Genomic DNA, 24,944 nt, shown 5'->3' on the forward strand with positions numbered 1-24,944 from the left:
TCCTCTTTTCACAGGAGTTCTGCTAACGCTTCTGAAGCATACTCCATTTTATAATCTTTTGGCACCATTTTTCTCTCCCGCATCTCATACCGCCAGTCAGCCAGCGTCTGTATTGCAATTTCGTCGTGGAAAACACCCACCATGGCCGTTCCTTCCGCTTTCAAATCGAGAATCATGTTCATAACCCATTCTTTGCTATGGGCATCCAATGATGCAGTCGGCTCATCCAGCAGAAGCAGACGTGGTTTTGTAATCAAAGCATTTGCAATATTAAGCCGCTGCTTTTCTCCGCCGCTGAAAGTAGCGGGATACATATCCCAGAGCTTAGGCGATATGCCCACTTTTTCTAAATACTCGGCAGCCCGTTCCCGTGCAGTTTTCACATCCACTCCGCGCCCGGTTTGCGTATTTGTTAAAATATCCAGTGCTGAAACCCGAGGAATCACACTGAAAAACTGCGATACATAGCCCAGTTCTGTTTCCCGCAGGTGAATCATTTCCCACGGTTCGGCCGTTGCCAAATCTATCACGCTGCCGTCCTTACACGTATAATGAACATGACCGCCAGTGGGCATATAGGTTCGGTAAATACATTTGAGCAAGGAAGATTTTCCGCAGCCGCTCGGCCCGGTAATTGCCACCAGTTCTCCCGGTTTAGCAGAAAAATCCACCGCATCAAATCCATAGATTTCCGCTTCCGAGCGGATATGCATGATAAAATTTTTAGATAACTCACATATTTGTAACATGAAATACATTTCCTCCGTTCTCATTGAGTTTTCTGCGTATCTCCTCCGGAAAAAAAGGAAGACACTGGTTATAAAGGGCTTCTGTACGATACGCACAGACAAAATAGCTCTTGTCCGGAAGTGCGGCGGCCGCAATGCGGCACCCTCTGCCAAGAAGTATTGCCTGCGCCGCTGCGAAGTCCCACAATTTCAAATGGGAATTAACATACAAGCCGGATTGTTCCTCCGCAATGCCGCACAGCTCCAGCGAAGCGCAGCCCAAATAACGCACGCCGCGAAACTGTTCCGCCAGCGCAAAAGGGTCAGAACCCTGACGGGCAAAATCCCGCATGGTTTTAAATCCAATATGTAAAATCCCTTCCTTCGCTGTTTCCTCATCATCCGGCGCATGGTTCTGCGGCGAATCGCCGCTTTCGTAAAGCCGCCCGTTTTCTACATCTAAAATATAGCCATACATTGGATTCCCGTTGTGTAAAAGTGCAACCGATATGGCATAATCTCTGCCAAATTGACAATAATTCGTGGTTCCGTCAATGGGATCAATCACCCATTTCCAGCAAGATGTCCCTTCCCTGCACATATTTTCTTCTCCAACAATGCTGTGTTCGGGATACTGTTTCGAAATCTGCTCGCACAGATAACGCTGCGCCCAGATGTCATGGTCGGTCACAATATCGCTGTGCCCTGTCTTTTCCTGTATCGAGAAATTATGCTGACGCCGTTTCTCCCTCAATTGTTCACCGCAGCAAAGAACCAATTTCTTTGCAAAGCTATACAAATCAGTCATCGTGAACACCATCTTCTCCGACAAAATTGTTGCGGTAATGGATTTTGGTTACCTCCTCGCCGTTGATAAAGACTGACAATATAACCGGAACGGCTCCTTTCTTGCTGACCAAAAGCAAATCTGCATAGTTGCCCGGTTCTATAGAGCCGAAACGGTCGTCCATTTTAACCGCTTTGGCCGGATTATAGGTCGCCATGTTTACTGCTTCGGGAAGGCTGCATATTCCCTGTTCATACAATTGAAATACAGCATGTAAAATCGCTGCCGGAAAATAATCGGATACCAAAATATTGGCGCAGCCATTTTTGATCGCTTCCAGCGCAGATAAGTTATTGGAATGTGAGCGGCCCATCAAAATATTGGTAGCCCCTACCACCACCTGCATACCTCTGCTATGTGCATCCTTTGCAACTGCAAGCTCAACCGGAAATTCACATATTTGCGCATGCAGGCTATTGGTGACATAGTCCAGTTTTTCCGAGCTGTCATCATCATGGGAAGCAATGGGAATGCCGGCCTCTTCTGCCATATCAGCCGCCTGTGCAAGCTGCTCTGCCGTTAGTTTGGTCTGGTTCATTCTCTCTTGAATCAGCCGTGCTTTTTCCTGATCGCTGTGTTCCGGGCTCATAACCTGATTTTTGAAAAACTCTAAATCACGGTACTGTCCCTGTCCGGGCGTATGGTCCATAAAGGACAGCAGCTGCATATCCCTGTTTCGGATAAAGTCAAGCAGCATTGCATAGCCAACTGTATTGGTAATTTCATATCGGCAGTGAAACCGGTGCCGAATGAGATGGTCTCCCTCATGAAACGTGCGAATCAGCCCAACCAGCCGTTTCAAATTTTCCGGAGAACGCATTTGTGCCTTTTTCGCCGTTTTTTGCTCATCCAAAGCCTCCACATCCATGATTGTCAGGGAATGATACATCGTTGTAATTCCCTGATTGACAAGCTGTTTTTCCTGCTCGCGCATAGCGAGCTCAAAATCAATCATACTTTGCGGCCTGGGCTGTATCACCGTCTCAATGTTGTCAGAATGTATATCAATAAAGCCGGGCATCAGATAGGCGCCTTCCGCGTCTATTTGTTTTGCCAGCGGCGCTTGCTGTGCAAAATCCGGTTTTTCAGAAATTTCCTGAATCCGGTTTCCGTGTATCCAAACGGAACCGGAGTTCAGCACGCGGTCTTTTAAAACCACAGTTGCGTTTCGAATCATTATATCCTGCATATAAAATTCCTCCTGTTAAAGCAGCGAGCTCACAAGTGTCTGGGTATATTCGTGAAGGGGATCCTCCAAAATCTGATCCGTCAGCCCTTCTTCTACTACCCGTCCGCCCAGCATTACCATTGTCCGGTCGGACATCATGCGTATCACCGCCAAATCATGGCTGACTACCATCATGGCAATTCCAAGTTCCTTTTGAATAGAACGGATTAAATCAAGCACCTTGGCCTGTACGCTCAGGTCAAGTCCGGTCGTCACCTCATCCAGCAGCAAAATGGGCGGATTATTGGCGATTGCTTTGGAAATCTGAACGCGCTGCTGCATTCCGCCCGAAAATACCAGCGGCTGGTCTCTCAGCCGCTCTGTCGGTATCTCAACGTGCTGCAAAAGCTCCTCGCTCCGTGCAATCATGCTGTCTGCCTTTCGATTTCCGGCTGCAATCAGTTTTTCCGCTACGTTTGCGCCGGAAGAAAGCTTCATACGCAGCCCCAACATAGGATTCTGATATACCATACCCATCAGATGATTGCGCAGATAGCGCTTTTGCTGGCTGCTAACCTCTAAAAAGTTGGTTTTGCCGTCCTGATACAGGGAAAGAAGCGCTTCGCCGGAGGTTGCAGGCTGGTCGAAATAAAGGGTTTTCAGCAGCGTACTTTTCCCGGAGCCGGACTCTCCTACAATTCCTAAAATCTCTCCCGGATAAAGTTGAAAGTTCACATCGCGGACTGCCCATATGGTATGGCAAACCGGACATCTTCCCTTTTCCAGCTCTATATGTTCTCTGCAATATTCACATCCCTCTCCGAAACGGACAGTGATATGTTTTCCTTCCATGACAGGTGTTTTTTTATTCATATACGGTCCTCCCTCTCCATTTGCTCCTGTGCGTTGCGCCGTTTTAAGCAATATCCGGTATCCGAACACTGATAAAAGCGTTCCCCGGTTTTCGCATCGAATATTTCATCAAAATATACGTTTTCTGCGCCGCACAGCCGGCACTTTCGCCCGGACATATCCTCCTGCCGGAAAGGATGATCCTCAAATGCAAGGGATTCTACCTTGGTATGCGGCGGTACAGCATAAATTTTCTTTTCCCGCCCGGCGCCAAACAGATATAGGCACTCCGCCTGATTCAGCTTTGGGTTATCGTAACGGGGAATCGGGCTTGGATTCATCACATAGCGGCTGTCTGCCATAACCGGATGATCCGCCCCGCGAAAAGCGGAACCGCGCATGAGAAGCTGTTCAAATAAATTGACCCAGATACCCGTATATTCCGCATCTGCATGAAGCTGCCTTGTCACCGCTTCGTGTGCGTCTACGCTTCGCAGCGGTTCCGGTGTGGGAACCTGCAGCACCAACACCTGATCCTCCCGAAGCGGTTCCTCCGGAATACGGTGGCGCGACTGAATAATATTTGCCTCTGCCGAGTCCGTAGTGGTTTTCACGCCGGTGGTGGCGCCAATCAGCCGTTTGATGCTGACCGCATTGACACTGTCATCATTGCCCTGGTCAATCACCTTCAGCGTATCATTGGGGCCAATCAAAGACATCGTAAGCTGAATTCCGCCAGTTCCCCAGCCCCTCCCAATGGGAAGCTCACGCGAACCAAAGGGCACCTGATAGCCGGGAATTGCAATCGCATGCAAAATGGAACGTCTAATCTCTCTTTTTGAGCCTTCATCCAAAAAGGCAAAATTGTAATCGTTTTTATCAGTCATTTTTTCCATCTTCAAGGCTCCTTTTCCGATTTCTTAACCCATCCAGTTTGGACTGGAACGTAACATAATGCGGTAATTTCAAATGAGAGATAAAACCGTTCATTTCGAGGCAATCTCCATGCAGCAGCACAAATTCCATATCGCTCGTCGGGCTGTCCAGATCTAATGTCAGCGCACGGTCCAATACAGACATTGCAATCGCCTTGGTATCATTGCGGCCAATAACGCAGCCATATCCCACACCAATGCCCTCTTTTCCCGGGCGGGTACCCATCAGGCCCTCTACCTCAGTGATAAAAATGTCTCCGACATACCACCCTTCGCCTTCCTCCAGAGGATAATCAACGATAATCTCCAGACTGCCGTAGCGCAGTTCGCCAATCGTTGGATGCGACATTCCAAATCCACGGATATCGCTATATGCCAATCCTGAAACAAAGCCCGTATCTGCGCGCGTCAGCGTTTGCAAAATCGCGCTGCGCGGCGCAGGCAGAGGAAGGTTTTCCATTGTAACGTCGCAGGGTTCTGTGTGGTCCTCCTCAACTTCTTCCAGCAGGCCCTCCTCACGCAAAAGATCCAGTACGCGCGGCGCTTGGTCTGAAAGCTCAGCCGGTTCAGCCTTTTGTGTTTTTTCTTCAAATTCTTTACACCATGCTTTTAGCTCCGCTTCCGCTTCATCCGCCAAATTGAAATTCAAAAGCCTATGTACATAATCGTAGGTAGGACCGAGTATTTGTCCGCCGGGAATATCTTTAAAAGCAGAACTGATGCGACGGCGTATATGCATCTCTTCGCCGCGCACCGTCCGGGACGTATAGTTTCTCGAAAGTGTGCTTCGGTATGCACGCAATAAAAATACGGCTTCCTCCGGACTGCCCTCACACTGCTTGAGCGCCAGCGCAGCGTAATCCGGTGCATAAAAACCTGCTTCCGACATAATTCGGTCAATTAAAAGCCCCATGCGGTCCCGTATTACACCGATTTCGACCGGCATATCTCCAACAGAACGATATTCTTTCAGCAGCTCAATAGAAGCGTCAATTGCCTCCTGACCGCCGGTAACCGCTACATATCCCATTTGCTAACCCCTCCTATTCTTGTTTTTCTGGGCACACCCATCAAATCTCCCTGTGGGGTGACAAAATAAAGTTCTAAGCCGCACGGAAACTCAAACTCCATTTTCTGACGTTCCTCAATCCACATCCGTCCTTCATCCGGCAGGGTAATTCGAATCGTTCCATCTATGCCTGGGCCGCTCAGTTCCCTCTCTTCTCCGCCTTCCAAACTATCTGTCATAACAAAAACGGCCGCGCTTTTATGGGGTTCTGCCAGCGTTCCAATCTTGGCCTGAGACAAGATCTGACGGCAAACAGACAGGCTTGTACTTTCTTTCGGCATAAAGATATAGTCCGCTTCTGCCACTGTCCCAGGTTGCCCATAGCTCATTTCATGCAGTTTCTCCTGCAGCTGCGGCGCATCACACACAAAGAATTTCTTCCAGTTATCCAACAGGGTAAGACCAGCCGCTATTAAAGGAGCATTTTTTTCTCCTATCTTTTCTGCATTTTCTGAAATAGAAAAAATTTTTCCTGGCCGGGCCAGCGCATTCATTAACGCTTTAAAAACCTGCTGGCAGTCAAACACCATGTCAAATTGGTTTTCTGTTATCATATTAGGTTTCCTCCCATGTTTTTCAGTTAATAATCCACGTCAAGCGTGTTAAATTGAACCTTGGAAGCGGCATGTTTTTGAATCTCCCGTACCTGCTTTTCAGCAATCACCTGTTCCTCGGCCTTGAGTGCTTCCAGTACTTTTGCTCTCTCAGGCAGGTCCGTTTTACATACTGCATCCAATACGGCAGCGCAAAGGACTTTTTGCGTATCATCACCCGCCATAAGCGCAAATCCTTTTTTCCCTTCCAGCTCAACCAATGCTTCACAGGCCAGCATCTCACCCAGATAAAATTCCGCTTTTGCCACGGTTTCCTGCATACGAACCATTACCAAAGTCTTGGAAGGCTTCCGGATTACGGTAACAGGATACCGCTGCATAATCGGCTCCGCCAAAGACGCAATGGTTTCCTTGGAACATTTTCCTAAAATTTTTGACAGTCTTATCGTTTCCATGAAAAATTTGATCCTCCTATTTAATTTTTCCATTTCTCTCCTTTACAGCAGTAAAGGCCAACTCCATGATGTACGTAAATGCCAGCACTATGACAATTGCAACAACCGCCTGTCCATACGCATATCGCGTCATGCAGTTGGAAATAACATAACCAATTCCGCCTGCGCCTACCGTACCCAGCACGGCAGAAGCGCCAAAGTTATTTTCAAAGCTGATTGACGTCCATGCCAGTATGCTGGTAAATGCCGACGGAAGCACCGCGCTGAAGAAAACCTTAATTCGTCCTGCACCCATTGCGTGCAATGCCTCCAAGGTTTCTTCCGGTACTTCCTCAAAACATTGCGCAAACGAACGCGCAAAAAATGATGTGCTGAAAATGCAGATGCCGATAATACCGGCCGAAGGACCAAATCCCACGCAGATCAGCACCAGCAAAACCCAGATAATAGAAGGAATGGCTCTTAGAAAAGTTAAAACAGCAGAAAGAATTACAGACAGCCACCGAAATGGAGCAAGATTTTTTGCCAAAAATACAGCCAGAAACATCCCGCCAACCATGCTATACACCGTAGCTAAAATCGTAACGCCAATCGATTCCAGTAAAGATGTCAGCGTGATTTGCAGCGCGCTAAAATCAATTTTTGCAAGTTTGCCTACCGCTTCCGGAATGTGCATTACGCCGTCCCACAACTGTGCCCAGTCAAGATTCATAATAAACAGCGATGCAACACCCAATATTGCGAAAATAATTAAAAAATATTTTAAAGTCCTGTCGCGCATTGGGTCTTTGGTGCGAATATGGCCTTTTTTATCCCGAAGCAGCCCGTCTTCCTCGCGGCAGGCCGCCGAAGATGGCGGTGCCACCCCTCGTTGTTTTAGAACTCCAGTCATCTCCGTCATGCAAGTACCTTCTTTCTCAAATAGTTCGTCAGCATATCAACTAAAATAACAACTGCTGCAATCAGCAAGATTACGCCCATTGCAGAGTGATATCGAAACTGTTTGATATACCCCATCATAATCAGTCCAATTCCGCCGCCGCCAACCGCGCCGACCAGCGTGGAAGAACGGATATTTACTTCAAGGGAATAGAGCAGCCACGATATAAATCCCGGCAAAGAACCTGGAATAATCACCTGTGTGATAACAGAAAGCCGGCATGCCCCCACAGACTGCAACGCCTCCAGGCTCTCGTTCCCAACTTCGTCAATCGTTTCGATAAAAGACCGAATCAGAAAACCGCAGGTTGTAATAAAAAGCGCAAGCACACCGACTACATTTCCGATTCCAAATGCCATGATCAAAATAAAGGTCCAGATCATGCTGGGGATATTCCGCTGTATGGATGCCAAAAAACGGATTATTTTTTTCATGCCTTTCCATGGCGCGGTCGTATTGGAACCTAAAAAAGCAAGTATCAAAGATATAATTGCCGAAAATAAGCTTGCTGCGATTGCCATACAAATGGTTTGCAGCAGCCCCTGTGCGATTGTGCTGAAATCGCTGATTTTCGGCGGAAGCAAATCTTTAAAAATAAACAGCCAAAAATTTTCCATTTTGATTAAAAATTCAAAAGGCTGATACTGTGTCTGTATTGTGGCGGCCAAAAACAGAATTGTAACCGCCAAAAAGGCAGCCAGCGTTGCCCGCTTCTCTTTTTTAGGAACGAGGGCAATCTTTTCCTGCTTCTTATGCATGCAAGGCCACCCCTTCCTCCAGTCCAATGGTAAGCTTATCAATTGGCGCATCATAAATGGTTTCAATCATGGAGGCTGTCAATTTATCGGGGACATCATCGAATACAATGCGTCCCTGATGAATCCCTATAATTCGGTCGGCATATGCCATTGCAACATCCACTTGATGCAGATTGACAATGCATGCAATGTTTCTTGTTTTCGCCATTTCTTGAATTTGGTTCATAATGACGCGGGAAGAACTGGGGTCTAACGACGCAATTGGTTCATCGCAGAGAAGAAGCGTCGGGTCCTGCATCAGGGCGCGTGCAATGCCCACTCTTTGCTTCTGTCCGCCGGAAAGCTCCCCGGCTTTTTTATAAATCATATCTTTTAAACCAATCATATTTAAAAGCTGTACGGCTTTGTGCTTGTCTTCCTCCGAATAACGTCCCATCACCGCATTCGGCGCAGACATATATCCCAGGCGGCCGTGCAGAACATTTTGAAATACAGATAAACGGTATACCAAATTAAATGATTGAAAAATCATTCCAATTTTCCGCCGTGCCGTCTTTAGCTCCTTTTCCTTTTGGAGCTTGGCCATATCCTGTCCGTCAAAAAGAATGCTGCCGCCGGTCGGTTCAATCATGCGGTTGATACAACGCAAAACCGTGGATTTTCCCGCGCCTGACGGTCCGATAATTGCAACTACCTCACCGGCATCTACATGAAAGCTCACATCTTCAACCGCTTTTGTCTGCCCATAATATTTTTTTAAATGCACAAGTTCCAGTATATGTTCCATTCTTTGCAATCCTTTCCTTTTGGTGCTTAATCGTTGAGTTTGTATTTCTCTTTCAGGCTTTGCAGGTAATCGTAATCACTGTCTTTTATTTCGATGAAGCGTTCCGGCTCTTTCCCTGCTTCGTCATTGAAAAACTCTGCGTCATCATAACTGAACAAAAATGCTTTTACCTTATCCTTAAATTCCTGTGGTAAATCCTTTTTAATCGCAATCGGATCACTGGGAATCACAGGGGATTCATAAATAATTTTCAAATCTTCAGCTTTGATGTTTCCAGCCGCAATCTGATTTTCCAGGGTAGTGGAAGCAACGGCCGCAGCGTCTACATTTCCTTGGGCAACCGCCTGCATCGCGCCGGGATGGGTGCCTGCATACATCGCAGACTTAAAGAATTTTCCATCTGTGTGCAGGTCATCAAACGTCAGGTTAAGTTCCGGCATAGCAGTTAATATCTCATCCGTTGGAATGATATTGCCCGAGGTGGATTCCGGATCTACAAACGCAAAGGTCTTTCCCTGTAAATCCTTCAGCGTTTCAATATCGCTGTCTGCCCTTACCACAATTTGAGAAGTGTACCCGCTTACCCCATCTTTCGTACCGCGTACTGCTATTGCTTCCGCACCGGCTCTTTCCCTTGCTGTTACATAGGAAAACGGACCGTATTCTGCCATCTGCGCATTTCCTGTGCGCATCGCTTCTACCGCTGCGCTGTAATCTGTCGCACGGTAGACCGTGCAGGGAATCCCAAGCGCCGCAGTCATATCTGCTGCCAAATTGTCTTCAAGTTTAACGCTCTTTTCTGAATCTTCACCCGGTATCATTACCATTACAAACTTGTCCAGGCCATAGTTATTCTCGCCGGAAGGATTCACGTTAGCCGTCTTTTGAGAAGTGCAGCCCGCCGTCATCATCACGGCCAGTATAAACACCAGTCCTGCCGCCATCATTTTTCTTGCTCTCATACTTAATTTTCCTCGCTTTCTCATAATGTTCCAATTTTACTTTTTATAAGATTCTGCTTTTTCATTATATAGCACCTGCAATTTATTCGAAACCATGGCCGGGTAAAACCTTCGTAAAACTTATGTTACAAAGCGGCCACTTTTGTAAAATTTATTCAAACAAAGCCTCAAACAATTACGGAGAAAAAGCCGTATTACCGCAATAAAAAAAAACACGTCTATGGCAATAAAACCTCAGACGTGCTTTTCATTCTATTTTGCTATTCTTCATGCTACGCTTTTCTTTCTGCTGCTTTGCAAGCCCGATTGTCTCCACAAAGCAATTAAGGGTCTGCTCTTTCGTAAGTACACCCGCCTGATAAAGCGTAAAAATCGTATATACATCATCATTTGCAACCAGGCCGTAAATTATGTCGTACTCCTTTTCTGTCACTCTCACGCTTCGTTATTGGCAAACGAGGGAATTAACATTCCGGAAACTGCCCGCCGTCTGGGACATTCAAACATTGAAATCATATGGAACACATATTCCCATCTGTATCCCCGCGAAGAAGCACGAGCGGCTGCTGTTTTAAACAAAATCATGTAAAAAACGTGTATAAATAAAAACAAACCGCTTCATAAAGCGGTTTGTCAATATTATGGGAAGAGTGAACAATTTAGATATATTTTGCGCCGCAGACGCACTCGCAAAAAGGTGGCAGCGACCGCGAGCCGTCGCGAGGGCGTTTACAACCGAGCAGGCGAGCCGAGCGTGCCTTTTTGCGAAAGAGGAGACGCAGCAGAATGAGCGCACGGTGACTTTTGTAAAAAAGTCGCCGCAAGCGATATGACACTTGCGGCGACGTGGTGGAAGAGGATGGATTCGAACCATCGAAGCTGAAAGCAACAGATTTACAGTCTGCCCCCTTTGGCCACTCGGGAACTCTTCCATATAGAATTGTCATAAAAAGCAGTGAAATCGTGGAGCTGGCGATGGGACTCGAACCCGCGACCTGCTGATTACAAATCAGCTGCTCTACCAACTGAGCTACGCCAGCGCATAATGGTCGGGGTTGAGGGATTTGAACCCCCGGCCCCATGGTCCCAAACCATGTGCGCTACCAAACTGCGCTAAACCCCGTCCTATTGACGGCACTTGTTCAGTATAACACTTTTTTAAATCCAGTGCAAACCGAAAAACAGGGTATTTTTCACTATTTTGTCAAATTAAATTTTGTTTTCTTTAAATTTCTCGCTGTAAATGCTAAAATCTATTGTTTTCTCAAAATTGATTTTACAATTCCCAAAATTAAAACCAAACCGCAAACCCCAAAAGCGGAATACATGGTCTTCACCAAAACGTCAAAGGGCACAAACGAGGCGGCAAAAGCTGCGGCACAGAGAACAGCTGCATATTTTCCGGTGAATTTCGGTTTCACCCGCGCCAGCACCGAAACACCGGAAGAAGCGGCGGTGGTGAGCATGGCACAGTAAAGCAAGCCGGCGCAGGCCAGCTTCAGTTTTGGATGCATAGCGCAAATCAGCGCAAAAAAGGGGAGCTGTTCGGTGTGAAACGCAGGAAACAGTGTTAAAACCAAAGACAGCAGCACAAGGGGCACAGCCACCAAAATGCCGCCCAAAGCGCCGCCCAGCCCCGCCTGGCGCTTCGACTTTGCAATGGCCGCGCTGGGCGCCAAAACCGCCGCGGCAGACACCAAGTTATAGCTTAAATAAAGCGCGCCGGAAAAAGCGGCCTTATGCGGCCTTCCCTGCTCCAAAAGGGAAAAATCCACGTCTGTGCGGGTCAGCACCACACAGCACAGCGCCACCACGCCCAAAAACATAAACGGCGTAATCACCGCGTTAAACCGCGCCAGGCCGCCCACTCTGTTTTTAATAATTTTATAGCAAATTACCAGAGAAAACAAAGAGCCAATCATGGGCCGAAGCGAGAACTGTTCTTTAAATAGTGTTCCGCAGCCGGCAATCATTATGCAGAAAGATACTACCAAAAACGCCATGCAAATGAAATGCAAAAGGCCGGACACCGCTTTTGGAAACAGAAAACCGAAATATTCTTTTGCGCTGTTTAACCCAAATTCTTTGGCTTTGGAACAAACCGCATATCCGAAAAAAGAAAACAGAAAACCGACAAAAACCGACAGAACCACGCCCCACAAAAAATGGGACGAAAAGAAGCTTACAATCTCCTGTCCGGAGGCAAAACCCGCGCCGAAAACCGTGCCGCAATAAATTAGTGCAATGGATAAAATATGTATCATACTTTTTATCAAGTTATCATCAACTCCCCTGTAATATAATTATGTAAACCAAATGTTTTAACTGTGTTAACGCACCTTTACAGGCACATTACACAGCCCTTCAACAAAGGCAAAAACCTGTTGATAACCTGTTGATAGTGTGCATAACCTTGCCAAAAAAGCTTAATTTCACTATTTTGCTTGTTCATAACCCTGTTGGCAATGTTAATAACTAATGTTAACTAATCGTGCATTGTTTACATAATATTTTTAAAAATCTTGTAATAATGCCGGTTTCGTTCATAAAAAATTTCCTTCCGGCATCTTGAAATTCAATGGCAGCTATAGTATAATATTAAGTGAGATTGCAAAATATGATGGAGGTTGCCGTGAATATTCATCTGCCATTTACAAAGGATGTCATTAAAACCCTGAAAGCCGGGGATAATATCTCAGTGAGCGGCGTAATGTTCACCGCCCGGGACGCGGCACACAAGCGCATGGCAGAGGCGCTGGCTGCGGGCAAACCCCTTCCGTTCGATTTGACCGGCCAAACCATTTATTACGCCGGCCCGTGCCCGGCAAAGCCCGGCAGGGTGATCGGCTCCTGCGGACCCACCACCAGCTGCCGCATGGACCAGTTTGCCCCCGCCCTGCTTGATTTGGGGCTGCTTGCCATGGTCGGCAAGGGCGACAGAAGCGACGCGGTGGCCGACGCAATCAAACGAAACGGCGCGGTTTACCTGGCGGCAATCGGCGGCGCAGGCGCTTTATATGCCAACGCCATCAAACAGGCGGACGTAATCGCATATGAGGACTTGGGCCCCGAATCCGTGAAACGGCTGGTGGTTGAGAACATGCCGCTGACCGTGGTGATCGACTGTTTCGGCAACAACCTTTATCGCAGAGCCTCATAAAACGCATATCCAAACCCACTGCGCCCCGCTGGCCTGGGCGGCCGGCGCAAGTTAAAATAACTATGAAACAGGCGGAAAGGCAGGAAAAAATAATGGCAAAACAAGTAACGAAAGACACAATCATTGTTGATGTGTTAAAATTAAATCCAGACACAGCGCAGTTCTTCTTTGAAATTGGAATGCACTGCCTGGGCTGCCCGTCGGCAAGCGGCGAATCAATCGCCCAGGCCTGCGCGGTTCACGGTGAGGACGCAGACGCGCTGGTTGAGCGCATTAACGCGTTTTTGGCAGATAACGAATAAGAAAAAAACACAAAAAGCAGCCGTTTTTCTAAACGGCTGCTCTTTTCTTTCCCTTTTTTTCAATCAGCAGGCCCGGGGAATTAAAATCTTCTTTCCGCTGCTGAACCGGTCTGTTTCAATGCCGTTGGCAGACTGAATTTTCTCCACCGTGGTGCCATATTTCTTGGCAACGTCCCACAAGGTGTCGCCGTCTTCGGTGAAATAAATTACCAGGCTGGGGCGGTTTTCCTCCGCTTCGTCTGTTTCCACCGCGGTGCATCCGGTAATAATGTCAATTTCACTTTTTTTCAAAACCTTTGCGTTCAGCCCCATGGTGGCTTTCACTTCCGCTTCGTCTGCGCTGAGCTTCGTTGCCGCTATGTCTTCCACCCAAAGGTCGCAGTCGGCGATAAGCCCTTGGCCGGGAACGTTCTTCTGCCAGTCGAAATCGGTTTCCGTCACGGCGCATTTAATCTGTCCGTCCTCTTTCTCCTCCCGGTATAACAGGAAAGAAACCAGCGTGCCGCGCATGTGAAGAGCGCCGTCTTCCACGCAGGTCTCCCGCAAAATGGGTTTTGCGGTTACGTTTATCACATTTTTCATCTTCACGTTTTTGGGCATCTCCACCGACTGTGTTTCCGTAAATTCAGTGTTTTCTGAGGCAACATATTCTAACAGTTCCATTTTTTCGGTTTCCGTTTCCATTGCGCCGTGAATTGCGTAGCAGTCGTCACAAATGGTCTCCTGCACGGTTTTTGAAGCTTTCACCCTGGCGTTTACTAAAATCTCCGCGCTGATAATTTTTGTGTCGCCGTTAATGTCGCCCTTGGCGCTGGCCAAAACGTCCTTCACAGAGAAGATTACGCCTGCGGCACAGTTTTCGTCCACTCCTTCGGCCTCCACAATTTCTGTAAACGGAATTTCATGGCACACCAGCTCTGTGGTGTAGCCGTCCTGAGCGGCAGTATAAAGGGTTTTTAAGTGGAGCGTGCCCTTCACCATCACCTTGCCGTTCATAATTTTGCAGTCGCCCCCTGAGGCCCATGCGTCCACCTTTAAAATTTCGTCAATGTCCGGCATGTCGGCAGGCACGGTTAAAAAGTCGGAAACGGTAATGTCCGACTGCTCGTCTGCCACCGGCATGTAAATGTTAAACCGCTTTTCGCGGCACTGCACATCGTCGCCTGTTACAGACGTAACAGGCGCAAAGCTGCGCTCCCGGTATCCGTTAATCCCCAAAGCTGCAATCACCTTCATAGACAGCTTTCTGGAGTTCACAAGGGTAAATCCAATGTGCTCGGTTGAGGCGCAGACAAAAAACGTTAAATCCTCTCCGGAGGGAATGTCCACGCTGTCGGAAAATTCGAAAGATGCGTCCAGCGATTTTAATTCGCAGCCCTCTCCCTCAGAATCCGGACGGTATAAAATCTTGAAAAACACATTCCCGGAAACATAAAGCTTTCCGCCGCGATATTCAGACGACTGCGTCACCACGTTTGCGTCCGCCAGCAAAATCTCGCGAATGTCGGGCTTAATGTCGGGCACAATGATATCGCCCTCCACCATAACGTTGGAGTTCAGCTTCACGTTTCTCTCGGTTAAATTTATGTTTTCCTTTTTTATTTCCATATACGCACACCTGCTTTCTTAATTTCTTGTTAAACTGTATGCGCAAGAATATAAATATATTCCAAAAATAAAAAAAATCCGGCCAAGCAGCCGAATTTTTTTATCGTTTGTTCTCCTCCCGGTTCACCATGATAATGCCAACGGTAATCAACACCAGCGCCGCCAGACTTTGCAGGCTTGCCGCCTGGGCCCCTTCCTTTAAAATAATTGCAGAGAGAATGGTTCCGAAAACCGGAATGGCAAAGCTGTAAACCGTAACCGAAGCCACAGAGTTATATTTTAAAAGCAGCCCCCACAGGCTATATGCCGCGGCAGACAAAAACGCCAGATATAAAATCAGCCCCGCGGCAGGAAGCGTAAGGGAAAACCGCCCGCCCAGGCAAAGGCCGATTGCGCAAAGCGCCAGCCCGCCGAGAAAAAATTGCCAGCCGCTTAACGTAAACGGGTGCTCGTCTTTTGCATAAATTTTAATCAGGGCTGAAGAAAAGGCATAGGCCACGGTAGAAAGAATGATAAACCCTTCGCCGGCAAGCCGAAATCCGCTGCCAAAGCTGCCCCCGGCCAGATTAATGATGATAACGCCCAAAAATCCCACGGCCGAGCCAGCCACTTTTTTCACGGTAAGCCGCTCCATTTTAAAAACCAGCGCCGCCACAAACAGGGCAATGAACGCGTTTGCCCCCTGAATTACCGCGGCGCGCACCCCGGTTGTGTTGGAAAGCGCCACATAGAAGAAAAAATATTGCACCACGGTCTGCACCAGAGCCAAAACACAAACGGAGGGAAACGTCTTTTTCGTGGGAACCAATTTTCTGTGAAACATCAGGCTCCCTGCCGCCACGGTGATAATGCCCGCCAGGGTGAATCTTACGCCGGCAAACAAAAGCTGTGCGCCCACGTCGGCGGAAGAAATGCACAGCCAGTCATACCCCGTTTTAATACAGGGCGAGGCGCTGCCCCACAGCAGGCACGACACCAAAGCCAGCAGGCACACGTTTATTTTATTTTGAAGAACCTGCTCCTGGGACTTCCTCATAACACGTCGTTCTTCACTAAATCTTCATAGGTTTCGCGTCTTACAATCACCCGGGCCGACCCGCCGTCAGCCAGCACCACCGCCGGATTGGGCAAACGGTTATAGTGGCTGGCCATAGAATAGTTATAGGCTCCCGTGGCCATCACTGCCAAAATGTCCCCCGGACGAACCGGCTGAATCGCTACGTGCTCGCCTAAAAGGTCGCCGCTCTCACAGCACTTGCCCGCCACGGTGACAACCTCTGTCTTATCGCTGCCCGCCGCTCCGGCGTTTAAAAAGTCATACTCCGCCTGATACAAGATATAGCGCGGATTGTCCGCCATGCCGCCGTCAACGGAAACATACGTCCGAACACCCGGAATTTCCTTCACATTCCCAACGGTGTAAAGAGTCACACCTGCAGGGCCGATAATGCTCCTGCCCGGCTCCATTAAAATGAAAGGCAGCGCAACGCCATGCTTTTCCGCCTCTTCATGAATCACGCGGCTCACCGCCTCCATAAACGTTCCATAGGGCAGCGGATCGTCCGCCTCTGTGTAAGATATGCCAAAGCCGCCGCCTAAATTCAGTTCGCGCACATCTGCGCCGCACTCTGTTTTAATTTCCTTAATAAAGCCCATCATAACAGACGCCGCCTCGCAGAAAGGAGCTAAATCAAAAATCTGCGAGCCAATGTGGCAGTGAATTCCACAAAACGCAATGTTTTCCGCACAAACCGCCTTTTTCACAATGGCAAGCGCCTCTCCGGTTTCCAGTGCAACGCCGAATTTCGAGTCGATTTGCCCCGTGCGGATAAAGTCGTGGGTGTGGGCGTCAACCCCGGGCTTAATGCGGAACAAAACAGAAGCCGTTTTGCCCTTTTCCTTTGCCAGACGGCTTAAAGCGCTCAGTTCCTGCTCATTGTCCACAACAAACCGGCCCACGCCAAAATCCAGCGCCATGCGAAGCTCGTCTTCCGACTTGTTGTTGCCGTGAAAATATACCTTTTCCATGGGAAAACCGGCCTTGTGCGCGGTATAAAGCTCCCCGCCGGACACAACGTCCAGCCCCAGGCCCTCCTCGTCTGCAATTTTTAACACGCCGCCGGCGCACAGAGCCTTGCTGGCATATAAAATCATTCCGTTTCCGTTATAAAACTTGTTCACCGAGTCCACATAGCGTCTGCAGTTTTCACGGATAACCGCTTCGTCCAGCACATAAAGGGGCGTGCCGAATTTCTTTGCCAAATCAAGGCTGTCGCAGCCTCCAATGGACAGATGGTTTTTCTCATTCACATTTATATGGTTAGAAACAAACATAAAATGCCTCCTTGTCTACCGTATTCTGCTATTATTTTAACAAAATTTCTGCAATGTGTCAATTTATATTTGACTTTTTAGCGTTTTGTGCTACAATTAAAAGTTAGAGATCATAAAAAACATGAAATATATCGGAGGAATTTTTTTGGAAAACAGCAACAACATTCGAAACATTGCCATTATTGCCCACGTTGACCACGGCAAAACCACATTGGTGGACGCAATGTTTAAAAACAGCGGCATTTTCCGCGAAAACGAGCAGGTGGCAGAGCGCGTAATGGACTCGAACGATTTAGAGCGCGAGCGCGGCATCACCATTCTTTCTAAAAACACCAGTGTCATGCACGAGGGCGTGAAAATTAACATTGTGGACACACCGGGACACGCCGACTTCGGCGGCGAGGTTGAGCGCGTGCTGGGCATGGTTGAGGGCGTGCTTTTGGTGGTAGACGCATTTGAAGGCGCCATGCCCCAAACCAGGTTTGTTTTAAAAAAGGCGTTAGAGCTAAATTTAAAACCCATTGTGGTAATTAATAAAATCGACCGTCCCCAGGCCCGGTGCGAACAGGTAATCGACGAGGTGCTGGACTTGTTCATCGACCTGGGCGCAACCGACGAGCAGGCGGACTTTCCCGTGGTTTACACCTCGGCAAAACAGGGTATTTGCGGCCTGGAGCAAGACGATTTAAAAAACGATTTAACCCCGCTTTTTAACGTGATTTTAGACTATGTCCCCGCGCCGGCAGGCGACCCCGAGGGTCCGCTTCAGGTGCGCATTGCCAACATCGACTATGATGAATATATCGGCAAAATCGCCGTGGGCAAAATTGCCCGGGGCACGGCGCGCTATAACCAAACCGTGGCGCTGTGCCACACCGACGGCACAACGTCCAACGTGAAAGCCGGCAGAATTTACACCTTTGAGGGCCTCGCAAGGCAGGAGGTGCAAGAGGTTCCGGCAGGGGACATCATCTGCATTTCCGGCCTGGGAGACATTAACATTGGCGAAACCATCTGTGACACCGGCTGCATCGACCCCCTGCCCGTCATTGAGGTGGACGAGCCGACCATTTCCATGAACTTCATGGTAAACAACAGCCCCTTTGCCGGACAGGAGGGCGAGTTCGTCACCAGCCGCCACATCCGCGACAGGCTGTTCCGGGAGCTGGAAACCAACGTGAGCCTAAAGGTTGAGGAAACCGACAGCGCAGACTGTTTTAAGGTTTCCGGCCGGGGAGAATTGCACCTTTCCATTTTAATCGAAACCATGCGGCGCGAGGGATACGAATTTCAGGTATCGCGCCCACAGGTTATTTTTAAAGAGAAAAACGGTAAACAACTGGAGCCTATGGAGCGTTTAATCATCGACGTGCCGGAGGAGTTTTCCGGCAGCGTCATTGAAAAGCTGGGAATCCGCAAGGCGCAGATGGAAAACATGCAGCCCACGGCAGACGGCTATATGCGTTTAGAGTTCACCATTCCCTCCCGTGGCTTAATCGGCTACCGCAACGAGTTTTTAACCGACACCAAGGGCAACGGCATTATGAACTCCATTTTAGAAGGGTTCGACGAATTTAAAGGCGAAATGCAAACGAGAAACCGCGGCTCCATGATTGCGTGGGAAAGCGGCACCACCGTGGCCTATGGCCTGCTGAATGCAGAGCTGCGCGGCGCGCTGTTTTTAGGCCCCGGCGTTAAGGTGTATGAGGGCATGATTGTAGGCGAAAACGCCAAAGGGGAAGACCTTACGGTAAACGTCTGCAAAAAGAAGCACGTCACCAACATGCGGGCCTCGGGCAGCGACGACACGGTGAAGCTCACCCCGCCCATCAACATGAGCTTAGAGCAGTGCTTAGAGTTCATTTCCGACGACGAGCTGGTTGAAGTTACGCCGAAAAGCATTCGCTTAAGAAAACGGATTTTATCAAAGTCCGACCGGGACAAGCTGGCCGGAAGAATGAAAAAACAGGGCTGACGGAGGACAAAACGTGATTTACCGCAAGCTTTCGGAACAAGAAATTTGCCGGCAGCTGTTTGCCGGGTTCCAGCGCCGCCAGGTTGTTACCAACTGCTGGCGCAAACAGGACGGGCAGTGGCAAATTCAGGCCGCGCCTTTCATCGACCAATGGAGCGAAGAGGACTATTCCTTTTTGGTCTCCTGCTTAAAAAACACGGTTCAAACAGGGGGCGTTGTGTTCGGCGCATTTTTGAGCGAAACGCTCAAGGGCTTTGCCTCGGTGGAAAGCCGGCCGCTGGGAAAGGCCCGCGACTATCTGGACTTATCCAGCCTTCACGTGTCGGCAGAACTGCGCGGCCGCGGAACGGGCAGGGAGCTGTTTGCCCGCGCCGCAGACTGGGCCCGGGAACGCGGCGCGAAAAAGCTTTATATTTCGGCCCACTCCGCCGTGGAAACCCAGGCGTTTTATAAAGCGCTGGGCTGTGTGGAGGCGGAGGAATATAATCCGGAACACGTGGAACAAGAACCGTTCGACTGCCAAATGGAATTTGTGCTGTAAAAATAAAAACCCCCGCTGCGGAAGCAACTTCGCAGCGGGGGTTTTATGTGCTTTAAGCCAATTCAAACTTGTCGTGAATGGCTTTAATCGCTTTGTTTTCCATGCCCTGGTCAATCAAAACAGAAACCTTAATCTCCGAGGTGGCAATCATATGAATGTTGATGTGCGCGTCGTAAAGCGCCTCAAACATTTTTGCCGCAACGCCGGCGTTTGTCACCATGCCCGCCCCCACAATGGATACCTTTGAAACTTCGGTGTTATAGCTCAATTCGCCGTAGCCGATAAGGTCTTTGTTGTTCTCAATTAAATCAAGCGCCTCTTTTAAATTTCCTTCCGACACGGTAAAGCTGATGTCTTTCGTGTTTTCCCTGCCAATGGACTGAATAATCAAATCCACATTAATGTTATATTTTGCCAAAAGGGAGAAAATGCGAAACGCCTTTCCCGGCGTATCCTCTATGTGGCAGAGGGAAATCCTCGCAACGTCGTTATCCTTTGTCACACCTCTGACTACCATCGATTCCATATTAACAACCTCCTTAACAAATGTTCCCTCCGCACGGGTAATGCTGGAACGAACGCACATGTTCACATTATATTTTTTTGCCATTTCCACCGAACGGTTGTGGAGCACATTGGCGCCCAAACTTGCCAGCTCCAGCATTTCGTCAAACGAAATTTCCGAAAGCTTCTTCGCGTCGGGAACAATCCGCGGGTCGGTGGTGTAAACCCCGTCCACGTCGGTGTAAATTTCGCACAAATCCGCATGGCACGCCGCGGCCAGCGCCACGGCCGACGTGTCAGACCCGCCGCGGCCCAAAGTGGTAATGTCGTCATATTTATTCAGGCCCTGAAAGCCCGTAACAATCACAATGCGCTTTTTGTCAAGCTCGGCAGACAGCCGCTCTGTGTCAATCTTTTTAATTCTGCTGGCAGAATAGTTCGAGTCTGTGGCAATGCCGGCCTGCCACCCGGTGAGGGAAATCACAGGAAATCCCATGCTTTCAATGGTCATGGCTAAAAGAGAAGCCGAAATCTGCTCGCCTGTGGAAAGCAGCATGTCCATCTCACGCTTGGAAGGATTTGTGTTCACTTCCCTTGCTTTTTCAATCAAATCGTCGGTGGTGTCGCCCTGAGCGCTTACCACAACAATCACGCCGTTTCCGGCCTTGTAGGTGTCGGTCACAATTTTCGCCACGTTCTTTAAACGCTCCGTGTTGGCAACCGACGTGCCCCCAAATTTTTGAACAATTAAACCCAAATTCAAAACCTCCTGTTAAATCACCTTCACGCCCTCGTTGTCCGCATCCAACAGCTTTACGGTCCAGGTGGGGTGGGCTTTTTGCATATATTCATAAATGTCTTCATAAAAAAGTTCCGCGTCGTCGGCCTCCACAACCGAAACCAGCGTTGGCCCCGAGCCGCTGATATAGGTGCCCAAAGACCCGTAAGACTTTAATTTATTATAAATTTTCGGATATCCGTCAATAAACACTTTACGGTAAGGCTCGTGCACCCGGTCGTCCATGGCGCAGAGCAAATTTTCATAATTTCCCGAAACCATGGAGGCAACCAGGAGCGACGCGTGGGAAATGTTAAACGACACGTCCCGCCGGGGATAATAGCCCGGCAGGGTGTTCCGCGCCTTTTGCGTGGTCACCGCATAGTCGGGAATGAGCACTAAAAATTTTAAGTCGCCGTTCATCTTGTGGGAATAGTAAAAAATCTCGTCCTTCTGAAAAACCGAAACGGTAAACCCGCCGCTGACTGCGGCGCACACATTGTCAGAATGGCCCTCAATCTGCGTGGCCATGGCCATAATCTCCCGGGAAGAAAACGGTTTTCCCGAAAGCTCGTTGGCGCACGCCAGGCCGCCCACAATGCAGGCGGAGCTTGAGCCTAAGCCCCTGGTTACGGGAACCTCGCTGTTTAAAACAAGCTTTAAGCCTTTGGGGCGGTAATCTGCCTTGTCGAACAAATATTTCATAGACTTGTAAACCAAATTTTTTTCATCGGTGGGAAGGAACTCCTTCGTTTCCGCGTCCAAAACCTCAATGCACAGACCCGATTCTGTCTCTTCCGCCTCTATGTAATTGTAAATGGACAGCGCCAGCCCAATGGAATCGAACCCCGGCCCCATGTTGGCAGAGGTACCCGGCACCCGCACTTTCACCTTTCCCATCTTTTTCCCTCCCGGTTTCGTTTCAGCTAACTATAAGATGTCCCCCGCCGCATGCAGAAGCGGGAAACGTCTTCAGCGAGGTTATAGAATTCGGATATACGCACACTTTCCGCCTGCTGTCTGCATAAAATCCTTCTCTTTCATTTCGCCGGTGGTGAAAACCGTTTCGCCCTCCAGCGTTCCAATCACGTCCACGCCGGGCAAATTCTCTGCCAAAGCCTTATTGGAGGTGCGCACAAAATAACGGTAAACACATTCGCCTGGATTTTGCATAATATCGCCCTCGGCCTCCGACCAAATCACCCATTTGTTAATGTGAATGTGCTTGGCCGCGTCAATCACGTCTGCCACAACGGCGCTGGCGGTGGGCAGCTTGCCCGCGCCCCGGCCGTAAAACATCACGTCGCCCAGCGAATCGCCGTGAACCAAAATGGCGTTAAACACGCCGTTTACATCTGCAAGCTGACTGTCTTTTGAAACAAGGCGGGGCGCAACAATGGCCTGCACCTTGCCGTCCGGTCCAACCTCCGCCGAACCAATGAGCTTAATTACATAGCCAATCTTTCCGGCAAAAAACACGTCTGCCGTGGAAATTTTTGTAATGCCCTCGGTGGGAATGTCATGGTAGTCTACAAATTTTCCGGTTGCCAAAGAGGCCAAAATCGCAGTTTTCCGGCAGGCGTCGTGGCCCTCCACGTCGGCCTCGGGATTGCGCTCCGCATAGCCTAAGCTCTGGGCCTCCCTCAAAGAGCTTTCAAAGGTCGCACCCTCTTCAAACATCTTGGTTAAAATAAAGTTGGTGGTGCCGTTTAAAATGCCGTGCACCTCGTCAATTTCGTTGGCGGTGAGGCACTGGTTTAAAGGCCTGATGATGGGAATTCCGCCGCCCACAGAAGCTTCAAAGAAATAGTTGGCGTCGTGCTCTTTTGCCAGGCGAATCAGCTCTGTGCCGTGGGTGGCCACCAGCTCCTTGTTTGAAGTTACCACACTTTTGCCCTTTAATAGCGCAGATTTAGAAAACGAATAAGCCGGCTCTAAGCCGCCCATTACCTCAACAACAATAGAAACCTCGTCGTCGTTTAAAATGTCGTCAAAATTTTTGGTAAACAAATGCTTTTCCGGGTGGCCGTCGAACTCCCTGATATCTAAAATATATTTTATTTCAATGGAATCCCCCGCCTTTTTAGCAATGGACGGCGGATTTTTTTTCAAAATTTCATAAACGCCGGAACCGACGGTACCATATCCCAATATTGCGATTTTTACCATGAAACAAGCCCCCTTGTAAATAATTACATAATTGTATTATATAGCACTTGAGATTTCAGGTCAACACTTTTTTGTAAAAACTGTAAAAAAAGCGCGGATTTCACAAAATCCACGCTTTTTTTCCCAAAAATCTTGTCTTTTAGCCCAGTAAAACCGCCTGCACATCAGCCGCCTGCACGTCACGGGGTTTTTGGCCGCTTTTCGCCGCGATTGCCGCAATTGCGCCTGCCGCCGCGCCTGTTCCCACACAAATGGGCATTACCCTGAAATTGGAATGTGCCATGTGCGTGCCCGAAATATTCCTGCCAGACAGCACCAGCCCGTCTATGTGCTTCGGAATGAGGCAGCCAATGGGAATGTCGTAGCCCTTCTGCTGGCTAAAGTGCTTTTGCGCCCCGGTTTCGTCCAGCCCGCTGCCCGAAATGTTGTGCACGTCAAAATTAAAGTGGGCGTCTTTCACCACCCAGTCGGGAAACTGGCGCGCCTCTAAAATATCCTGCTCCGTCAGCCTAGCCACGCCCTCAAAATGCCTGGTTTCCCGCACGCCCATAAACGACGCAGACGTAATTAAAAAGCAGTTTTCAAAGCCAGGAACAAATTCCCGCAGAAACGCCACAATCTTTTCCATCTGCTTCCGGCACACAACGGTCGCCTTTGTCAGGTCGCCGGAGTCGGTGCCGTCCGCCCCTGTCACGTTGGTCATGTTTACCGTAACAATGCCGGGCAAAACGTTTTCATACAGCAAAACATGGCCCGCCGGATGGGGCAAAAGCTGTTTTGCCAACGCCTGCAGCTCCCCTTTTTCTGTTTCCACCAGCGATTCAAAAGAACCGGGAAGGGCTGCGTTTTCCACATCCACGCCGCCCACCTTAAACATCAGCGTCATGGGCTGCATTTTCTGGTCGTTCTCACGGCCCAGCTGAAACTCCGCCCCGGCCCGGGCCGCCACATCGCCGTCCCCTGTGGCGTCTACCACCGTTTTGGCCAGAATTGCCTGCCTGCCCGCCTTATTTTCCACAATCAGGCCGGTCACCGCGCCGTTATCCGTAATGACATCACTGACAAAGGTATAAAGCATCAGGCGTGCGTGAACCTCCTCCAGCATTTCCAAATACAGCGTTTTCAGCTCCTCGGTGTTGATCAGCCTTGTCTGCACGCCCTGATACGCGCCGGGGTTCCGGTCTGCGCTGCGCCTTAAAATTTCGTGGTAAAGCTTGCTGTCTGCCCGGCCGACCCAATGGCTCATCAGACCGATGGTAGACATGCCTCCCACATCTCCCCCCTGTTCTATCAGCAAAACGGAAGCCCCGTTTTTCGCCGCGGTATAGGCGGCTGCAAACCCGGCAGGCCCGCCGCCTGCCACCAAAACGTCGACCTCCGCCGCAACAGGAATTTCCCGTGCCTTTTCTGTGTAAGTCTTCATGTTTCATCACTCCTTGACTTTCTTTCCCCTCTATCATATAATATACACAGCGCAAATTCCTTTGAAATCCTGCAAAAAAACTTTAAATTCATGCA

At 49.0% G+C, this 24,944-nt stretch carries 25 protein-coding genes and 3 tRNA genes; 4 read left to right on the forward strand and 24 right to left on the reverse strand.

Annotated elements, in window-relative coordinates; genetic code table 11:
* Positions 1 to 8: 8 nt before the first annotated feature.
* The 17 genes from H8698_RS04360 to H8698_RS04440 form a co-directional block, all read right to left on the reverse strand.
* Positions 9 to 749 carry a phosphonate C-P lyase system protein PhnL gene (locus H8698_RS04360; RefSeq protein WP_177462348.1) on the reverse strand — a complete coding sequence of 247 codons (741 nt, stop codon included), beginning with the start codon at positions 747 to 749 and terminating at the stop codon, positions 9 to 11.
* Entirely contained in the window at positions 733 to 1,536 is an 804-nt protein-coding gene (locus H8698_RS04365; protein ID WP_249311321.1) for an inositol monophosphatase family protein, read from the reverse strand. The genes H8698_RS04360 and H8698_RS04365 overlap by 17 nt, the downstream gene beginning before the upstream one ends.
* Positions 1,529 to 2,764, reverse strand: coding sequence for an alpha-D-ribose 1-methylphosphonate 5-triphosphate diphosphatase (locus H8698_RS04370; RefSeq protein ID WP_177462350.1), 1,236 nt, complete (start codon positions 2,762 to 2,764; stop codon positions 1,529 to 1,531). Before H8698_RS04370 ends, H8698_RS04365 begins: the two co-directional genes overlap by 8 nt.
* Positions 2,765 to 2,779: 15 nt before the next feature.
* A complete protein-coding gene (locus tag H8698_RS04375; RefSeq protein WP_177462351.1) occupies positions 2,780 to 3,616 on the reverse strand; it encodes an ATP-binding cassette domain-containing protein in 837 nt (278 codons plus the stop codon).
* The gene (locus H8698_RS04380; protein ID WP_283245366.1) at positions 3,613 to 4,491 is read right to left on the reverse strand and encodes an alpha-D-ribose 1-methylphosphonate 5-phosphate C-P-lyase PhnJ; all 879 of its coding nucleotides are present in this window, start codon (positions 4,489 to 4,491) and stop codon (positions 3,613 to 3,615) included. The genes H8698_RS04375 and H8698_RS04380 overlap by 4 nt, the downstream gene beginning before the upstream one ends.
* Positions 4,475 to 5,560, reverse strand: coding sequence for a carbon-phosphorus lyase complex subunit PhnI (locus H8698_RS04385; RefSeq protein WP_177462352.1), 1,086 nt, complete (start codon positions 5,558 to 5,560; stop codon positions 4,475 to 4,477). The genes H8698_RS04380 and H8698_RS04385 overlap by 17 nt, the downstream gene beginning before the upstream one ends.
* Positions 5,548 to 6,153 carry a phosphonate C-P lyase system protein PhnH gene (phnH, locus tag H8698_RS04390; protein ID WP_177462353.1) on the reverse strand — a complete coding sequence of 202 codons (606 nt, stop codon included), beginning with the start codon at positions 6,151 to 6,153 and terminating at the stop codon, positions 5,548 to 5,550. Before phnH ends, H8698_RS04385 begins: the two co-directional genes overlap by 13 nt.
* A gap of 26 nt (positions 6,154 to 6,179) precedes the next feature.
* Positions 6,180 to 6,608, reverse strand: coding sequence for a phosphonate C-P lyase system protein PhnG (gene phnG, locus H8698_RS04395; protein ID WP_177462354.1), 429 nt, complete (start codon positions 6,606 to 6,608; stop codon positions 6,180 to 6,182).
* Positions 6,609 to 6,624: 16 nt separating this feature from the next.
* Entirely contained in the window at positions 6,625 to 7,509 is an 885-nt protein-coding gene (locus H8698_RS04400; RefSeq protein ID WP_177462355.1) for a PhnE/PtxC family ABC transporter permease, read from the reverse strand.
* Positions 7,506 to 8,306 carry a phosphonate ABC transporter, permease protein PhnE gene (gene phnE / locus H8698_RS04405; protein WP_249311322.1) on the reverse strand — a complete coding sequence of 267 codons (801 nt, stop codon included), beginning with the start codon at positions 8,304 to 8,306 and terminating at the stop codon, positions 7,506 to 7,508. The genes H8698_RS04400 and phnE overlap by 4 nt, the downstream gene beginning before the upstream one ends.
* Positions 8,299 to 9,093, reverse strand: coding sequence for a phosphonate ABC transporter ATP-binding protein (phnC, locus tag H8698_RS04410; protein ID WP_249311323.1), 795 nt, complete (start codon positions 9,091 to 9,093; stop codon positions 8,299 to 8,301). Before phnC ends, phnE begins: the two co-directional genes overlap by 8 nt.
* Before the next feature lie 26 nt (positions 9,094 to 9,119).
* Positions 9,120 to 10,079: a phosphate/phosphite/phosphonate ABC transporter substrate-binding protein gene (locus H8698_RS04415; RefSeq protein WP_430393559.1), complete on the reverse strand. Its 960-nt coding sequence runs from the start codon at positions 10,077 to 10,079 to the stop codon at positions 9,120 to 9,122.
* A 223-nt stretch (positions 10,080 to 10,302) separates the two neighbouring features.
* A complete protein-coding gene (locus tag H8698_RS04420) occupies positions 10,303 to 10,488 on the reverse strand; it encodes a DUF3990 domain-containing protein (protein WP_249311325.1) in 186 nt (61 codons plus the stop codon).
* 414 nt (positions 10,489 to 10,902) lie between these two features.
* Positions 10,903 to 10,987: transfer RNA gene (locus tag H8698_RS04425), tRNA-Tyr, on the reverse strand.
* A gap of 32 nt (positions 10,988 to 11,019) precedes the next feature.
* A tRNA-Thr gene (locus H8698_RS04430) sits at positions 11,020 to 11,095 on the reverse strand.
* A 6-nt stretch (positions 11,096 to 11,101) separates the two neighbouring features.
* Positions 11,102 to 11,178: transfer RNA gene (locus H8698_RS04435), tRNA-Pro, on the reverse strand.
* A 130-nt stretch (positions 11,179 to 11,308) separates the two neighbouring features.
* Positions 11,309 to 12,331, reverse strand: a complete 1,023-nt coding sequence (locus H8698_RS04440) for a YkvI family membrane protein (RefSeq protein WP_249311326.1) — start codon at positions 12,329 to 12,331, stop codon at positions 11,309 to 11,311.
* Between the two features lie 356 nt (positions 12,332 to 12,687).
* Here H8698_RS04440 and H8698_RS04445 point away from each other — a divergent pair, with 356 nt between their 5' ends.
* Both H8698_RS04445 and H8698_RS04450 read left to right on the forward strand, forming a co-directional pair.
* Complete coding sequence (locus H8698_RS04445; protein ID WP_430393560.1) at positions 12,688 to 13,215, forward strand: Fe-S-containing hydro-lyase; 528 nt, start codon at positions 12,688 to 12,690, stop codon at positions 13,213 to 13,215.
* 92 nt (positions 13,216 to 13,307) lie between these two features.
* On the forward strand, positions 13,308 to 13,517 hold the full coding sequence (locus H8698_RS04450; protein WP_177677671.1) for a DUF1858 domain-containing protein: 210 nt from the start codon (positions 13,308 to 13,310) through the stop codon (positions 13,515 to 13,517).
* A gap of 63 nt (positions 13,518 to 13,580) precedes the next feature.
* Here H8698_RS04450 and H8698_RS04455 read toward each other — a convergent pair whose 3' ends face one another.
* From H8698_RS04455 to lysA, 3 genes are all read right to left on the reverse strand, one after another.
* Positions 13,581 to 15,125: a DUF3794 and LysM peptidoglycan-binding domain-containing protein gene (locus H8698_RS04455; RefSeq protein ID WP_249311328.1), complete on the reverse strand. Its 1,545-nt coding sequence runs from the start codon at positions 15,123 to 15,125 to the stop codon at positions 13,581 to 13,583.
* A 100-nt stretch (positions 15,126 to 15,225) separates the two neighbouring features.
* Entirely contained in the window at positions 15,226 to 16,161 is a 936-nt protein-coding gene (locus H8698_RS04460; protein WP_249311329.1) for a DMT family transporter, read from the reverse strand.
* Complete coding sequence (gene lysA, locus H8698_RS04465) at positions 16,158 to 17,459, reverse strand: diaminopimelate decarboxylase (RefSeq protein WP_249311330.1); 1,302 nt, start codon at positions 17,457 to 17,459, stop codon at positions 16,158 to 16,160. Before lysA ends, H8698_RS04460 begins: the two co-directional genes overlap by 4 nt.
* Before the next feature lie 121 nt (positions 17,460 to 17,580).
* Here lysA and typA point away from each other — a divergent pair, with 121 nt between their 5' ends.
* Positions 17,581 to 19,434 carry a translational GTPase TypA gene (gene typA / locus H8698_RS04470; RefSeq protein WP_488153821.1) on the forward strand — a complete coding sequence of 618 codons (1,854 nt, stop codon included), beginning with the start codon at positions 17,581 to 17,583 and terminating at the stop codon, positions 19,432 to 19,434.
* Positions 19,435 to 19,447: 13 nt separating this feature from the next.
* Entirely contained in the window at positions 19,448 to 19,975 is a 528-nt protein-coding gene (locus H8698_RS04475; protein ID WP_249311332.1) for a GNAT family N-acetyltransferase, read from the forward strand.
* Between the two features lie 52 nt (positions 19,976 to 20,027).
* Here H8698_RS04475 and H8698_RS04480 read toward each other — a convergent pair whose 3' ends face one another.
* The 4 genes from H8698_RS04480 to H8698_RS04495 form a co-directional block, all read right to left on the reverse strand.
* Positions 20,028 to 21,236 carry an aspartate kinase gene (locus H8698_RS04480; protein ID WP_177678768.1) on the reverse strand — a complete coding sequence of 403 codons (1,209 nt, stop codon included), beginning with the start codon at positions 21,234 to 21,236 and terminating at the stop codon, positions 20,028 to 20,030.
* Between the two features lie 15 nt (positions 21,237 to 21,251).
* On the reverse strand, positions 21,252 to 22,157 hold the full coding sequence (gene thrB, locus H8698_RS04485; RefSeq protein ID WP_249311333.1) for a homoserine kinase: 906 nt from the start codon (positions 22,155 to 22,157) through the stop codon (positions 21,252 to 21,254).
* 81 nt (positions 22,158 to 22,238) lie between these two features.
* Positions 22,239 to 23,426 (reverse strand): homoserine dehydrogenase, encoded by a 1,188-nt coding sequence (locus H8698_RS04490; RefSeq protein WP_249311334.1) that lies wholly within the window; start codon positions 23,424 to 23,426, stop codon positions 22,239 to 22,241.
* A gap of 139 nt (positions 23,427 to 23,565) precedes the next feature.
* A complete protein-coding gene (locus H8698_RS04495) occupies positions 23,566 to 24,849 on the reverse strand; it encodes an FAD-dependent oxidoreductase (RefSeq protein ID WP_249311335.1) in 1,284 nt (427 codons plus the stop codon).
* Positions 24,850 to 24,944 lie beyond the last annotated feature (95 nt).

Origin of the sequence: Congzhengia minquanensis (assembly GCF_014384785.1) — a bacterium.
In the GTDB taxonomy this organism is placed as follows: domain Bacteria; phylum Bacillota; class Clostridia; order UBA1381; family UBA9506; genus Congzhengia; species Congzhengia minquanensis.

Bases quoted from the DNA above. Each gene is read 5' to 3' on its own strand.
- H8698_RS04360 (WP_177462348.1), bottom strand. From the start codon at position 749: ATGTTACAAATATGTGAGTTATCTAAAAATTTTATCATGCATATCCGC.
- H8698_RS04365 (WP_249311321.1), bottom strand. From the start codon at position 1,536: ATGACTGATTTGTATAGCTTTGCAAAGAAATTGGTTCTTTGCTGCGGT.
- H8698_RS04370 (WP_177462350.1), bottom strand. From the start codon at position 2,764: ATGCAGGATATAATGATTCGAAACGCAACTGTGGTTTTAAAAGACCGC.
- H8698_RS04375 (WP_177462351.1), bottom strand. From the start codon at position 3,616: ATGAATAAAAAAACACCTGTCATGGAAGGAAAACATATCACTGTCCGT.
- H8698_RS04380 (WP_283245366.1), bottom strand. From the start codon at position 4,491: ATGGAAAAAATGACTGATAAAAACGATTACAATTTTGCCTTTTTGGAT.
- H8698_RS04385 (WP_177462352.1), bottom strand. From the start codon at position 5,560: ATGGGATATGTAGCGGTTACCGGCGGTCAGGAGGCAATTGACGCTTCT.
- phnH (WP_177462353.1), bottom strand. From the start codon at position 6,153: ATGATAACAGAAAACCAATTTGACATGGTGTTTGACTGCCAGCAGGTT.
- phnG (WP_177462354.1), bottom strand. From the start codon at position 6,608: ATGGAAACGATAAGACTGTCAAAAATTTTAGGAAAATGTTCCAAGGAA.
- H8698_RS04400 (WP_177462355.1), bottom strand. From the start codon at position 7,509: ATGACGGAGATGACTGGAGTTCTAAAACAACGAGGGGTGGCACCGCCA.
- phnE (WP_249311322.1), bottom strand. From the start codon at position 8,306: ATGCATAAGAAGCAGGAAAAGATTGCCCTCGTTCCTAAAAAAGAGAAG.
- phnC (WP_249311323.1), bottom strand. From the start codon at position 9,093: ATGGAACATATACTGGAACTTGTGCATTTAAAAAAATATTATGGGCAG.
- H8698_RS04415 (WP_430393559.1), bottom strand. From the start codon at position 10,079: ATGAGAAAGCGAGGAAAATTAAGTATGAGAGCAAGAAAAATGATGGCG.
- H8698_RS04450 (WP_177677671.1), top strand. From the start codon at position 13,308: ATGGCAAAACAAGTAACGAAAGACACAATCATTGTTGATGTGTTAAAA.
- H8698_RS04455 (WP_249311328.1), bottom strand. From the start codon at position 15,125: ATGGAAATAAAAAAGGAAAACATAAATTTAACCGAGAGAAACGTGAAG.
- H8698_RS04460 (WP_249311329.1), bottom strand. From the start codon at position 16,161: ATGAGGAAGTCCCAGGAGCAGGTTCTTCAAAATAAAATAAACGTGTGC.
- lysA (WP_249311330.1), bottom strand. From the start codon at position 17,459: ATGTTTGTTTCTAACCATATAAATGTGAATGAGAAAAACCATCTGTCC.
- typA (WP_488153821.1), top strand. From the start codon at position 17,581: ATGAAATATATCGGAGGAATTTTTTTGGAAAACAGCAACAACATTCGA.
- thrB (WP_249311333.1), bottom strand. From the start codon at position 22,157: ATGGGAAAGGTGAAAGTGCGGGTGCCGGGTACCTCTGCCAACATGGGG.
- H8698_RS04490 (WP_249311334.1), bottom strand. From the start codon at position 23,426: ATGGTAAAAATCGCAATATTGGGATATGGTACCGTCGGTTCCGGCGTT.
- H8698_RS04495 (WP_249311335.1), bottom strand. From the start codon at position 24,849: ATGAAGACTTACACAGAAAAGGCACGGGAAATTCCTGTTGCGGCGGAG.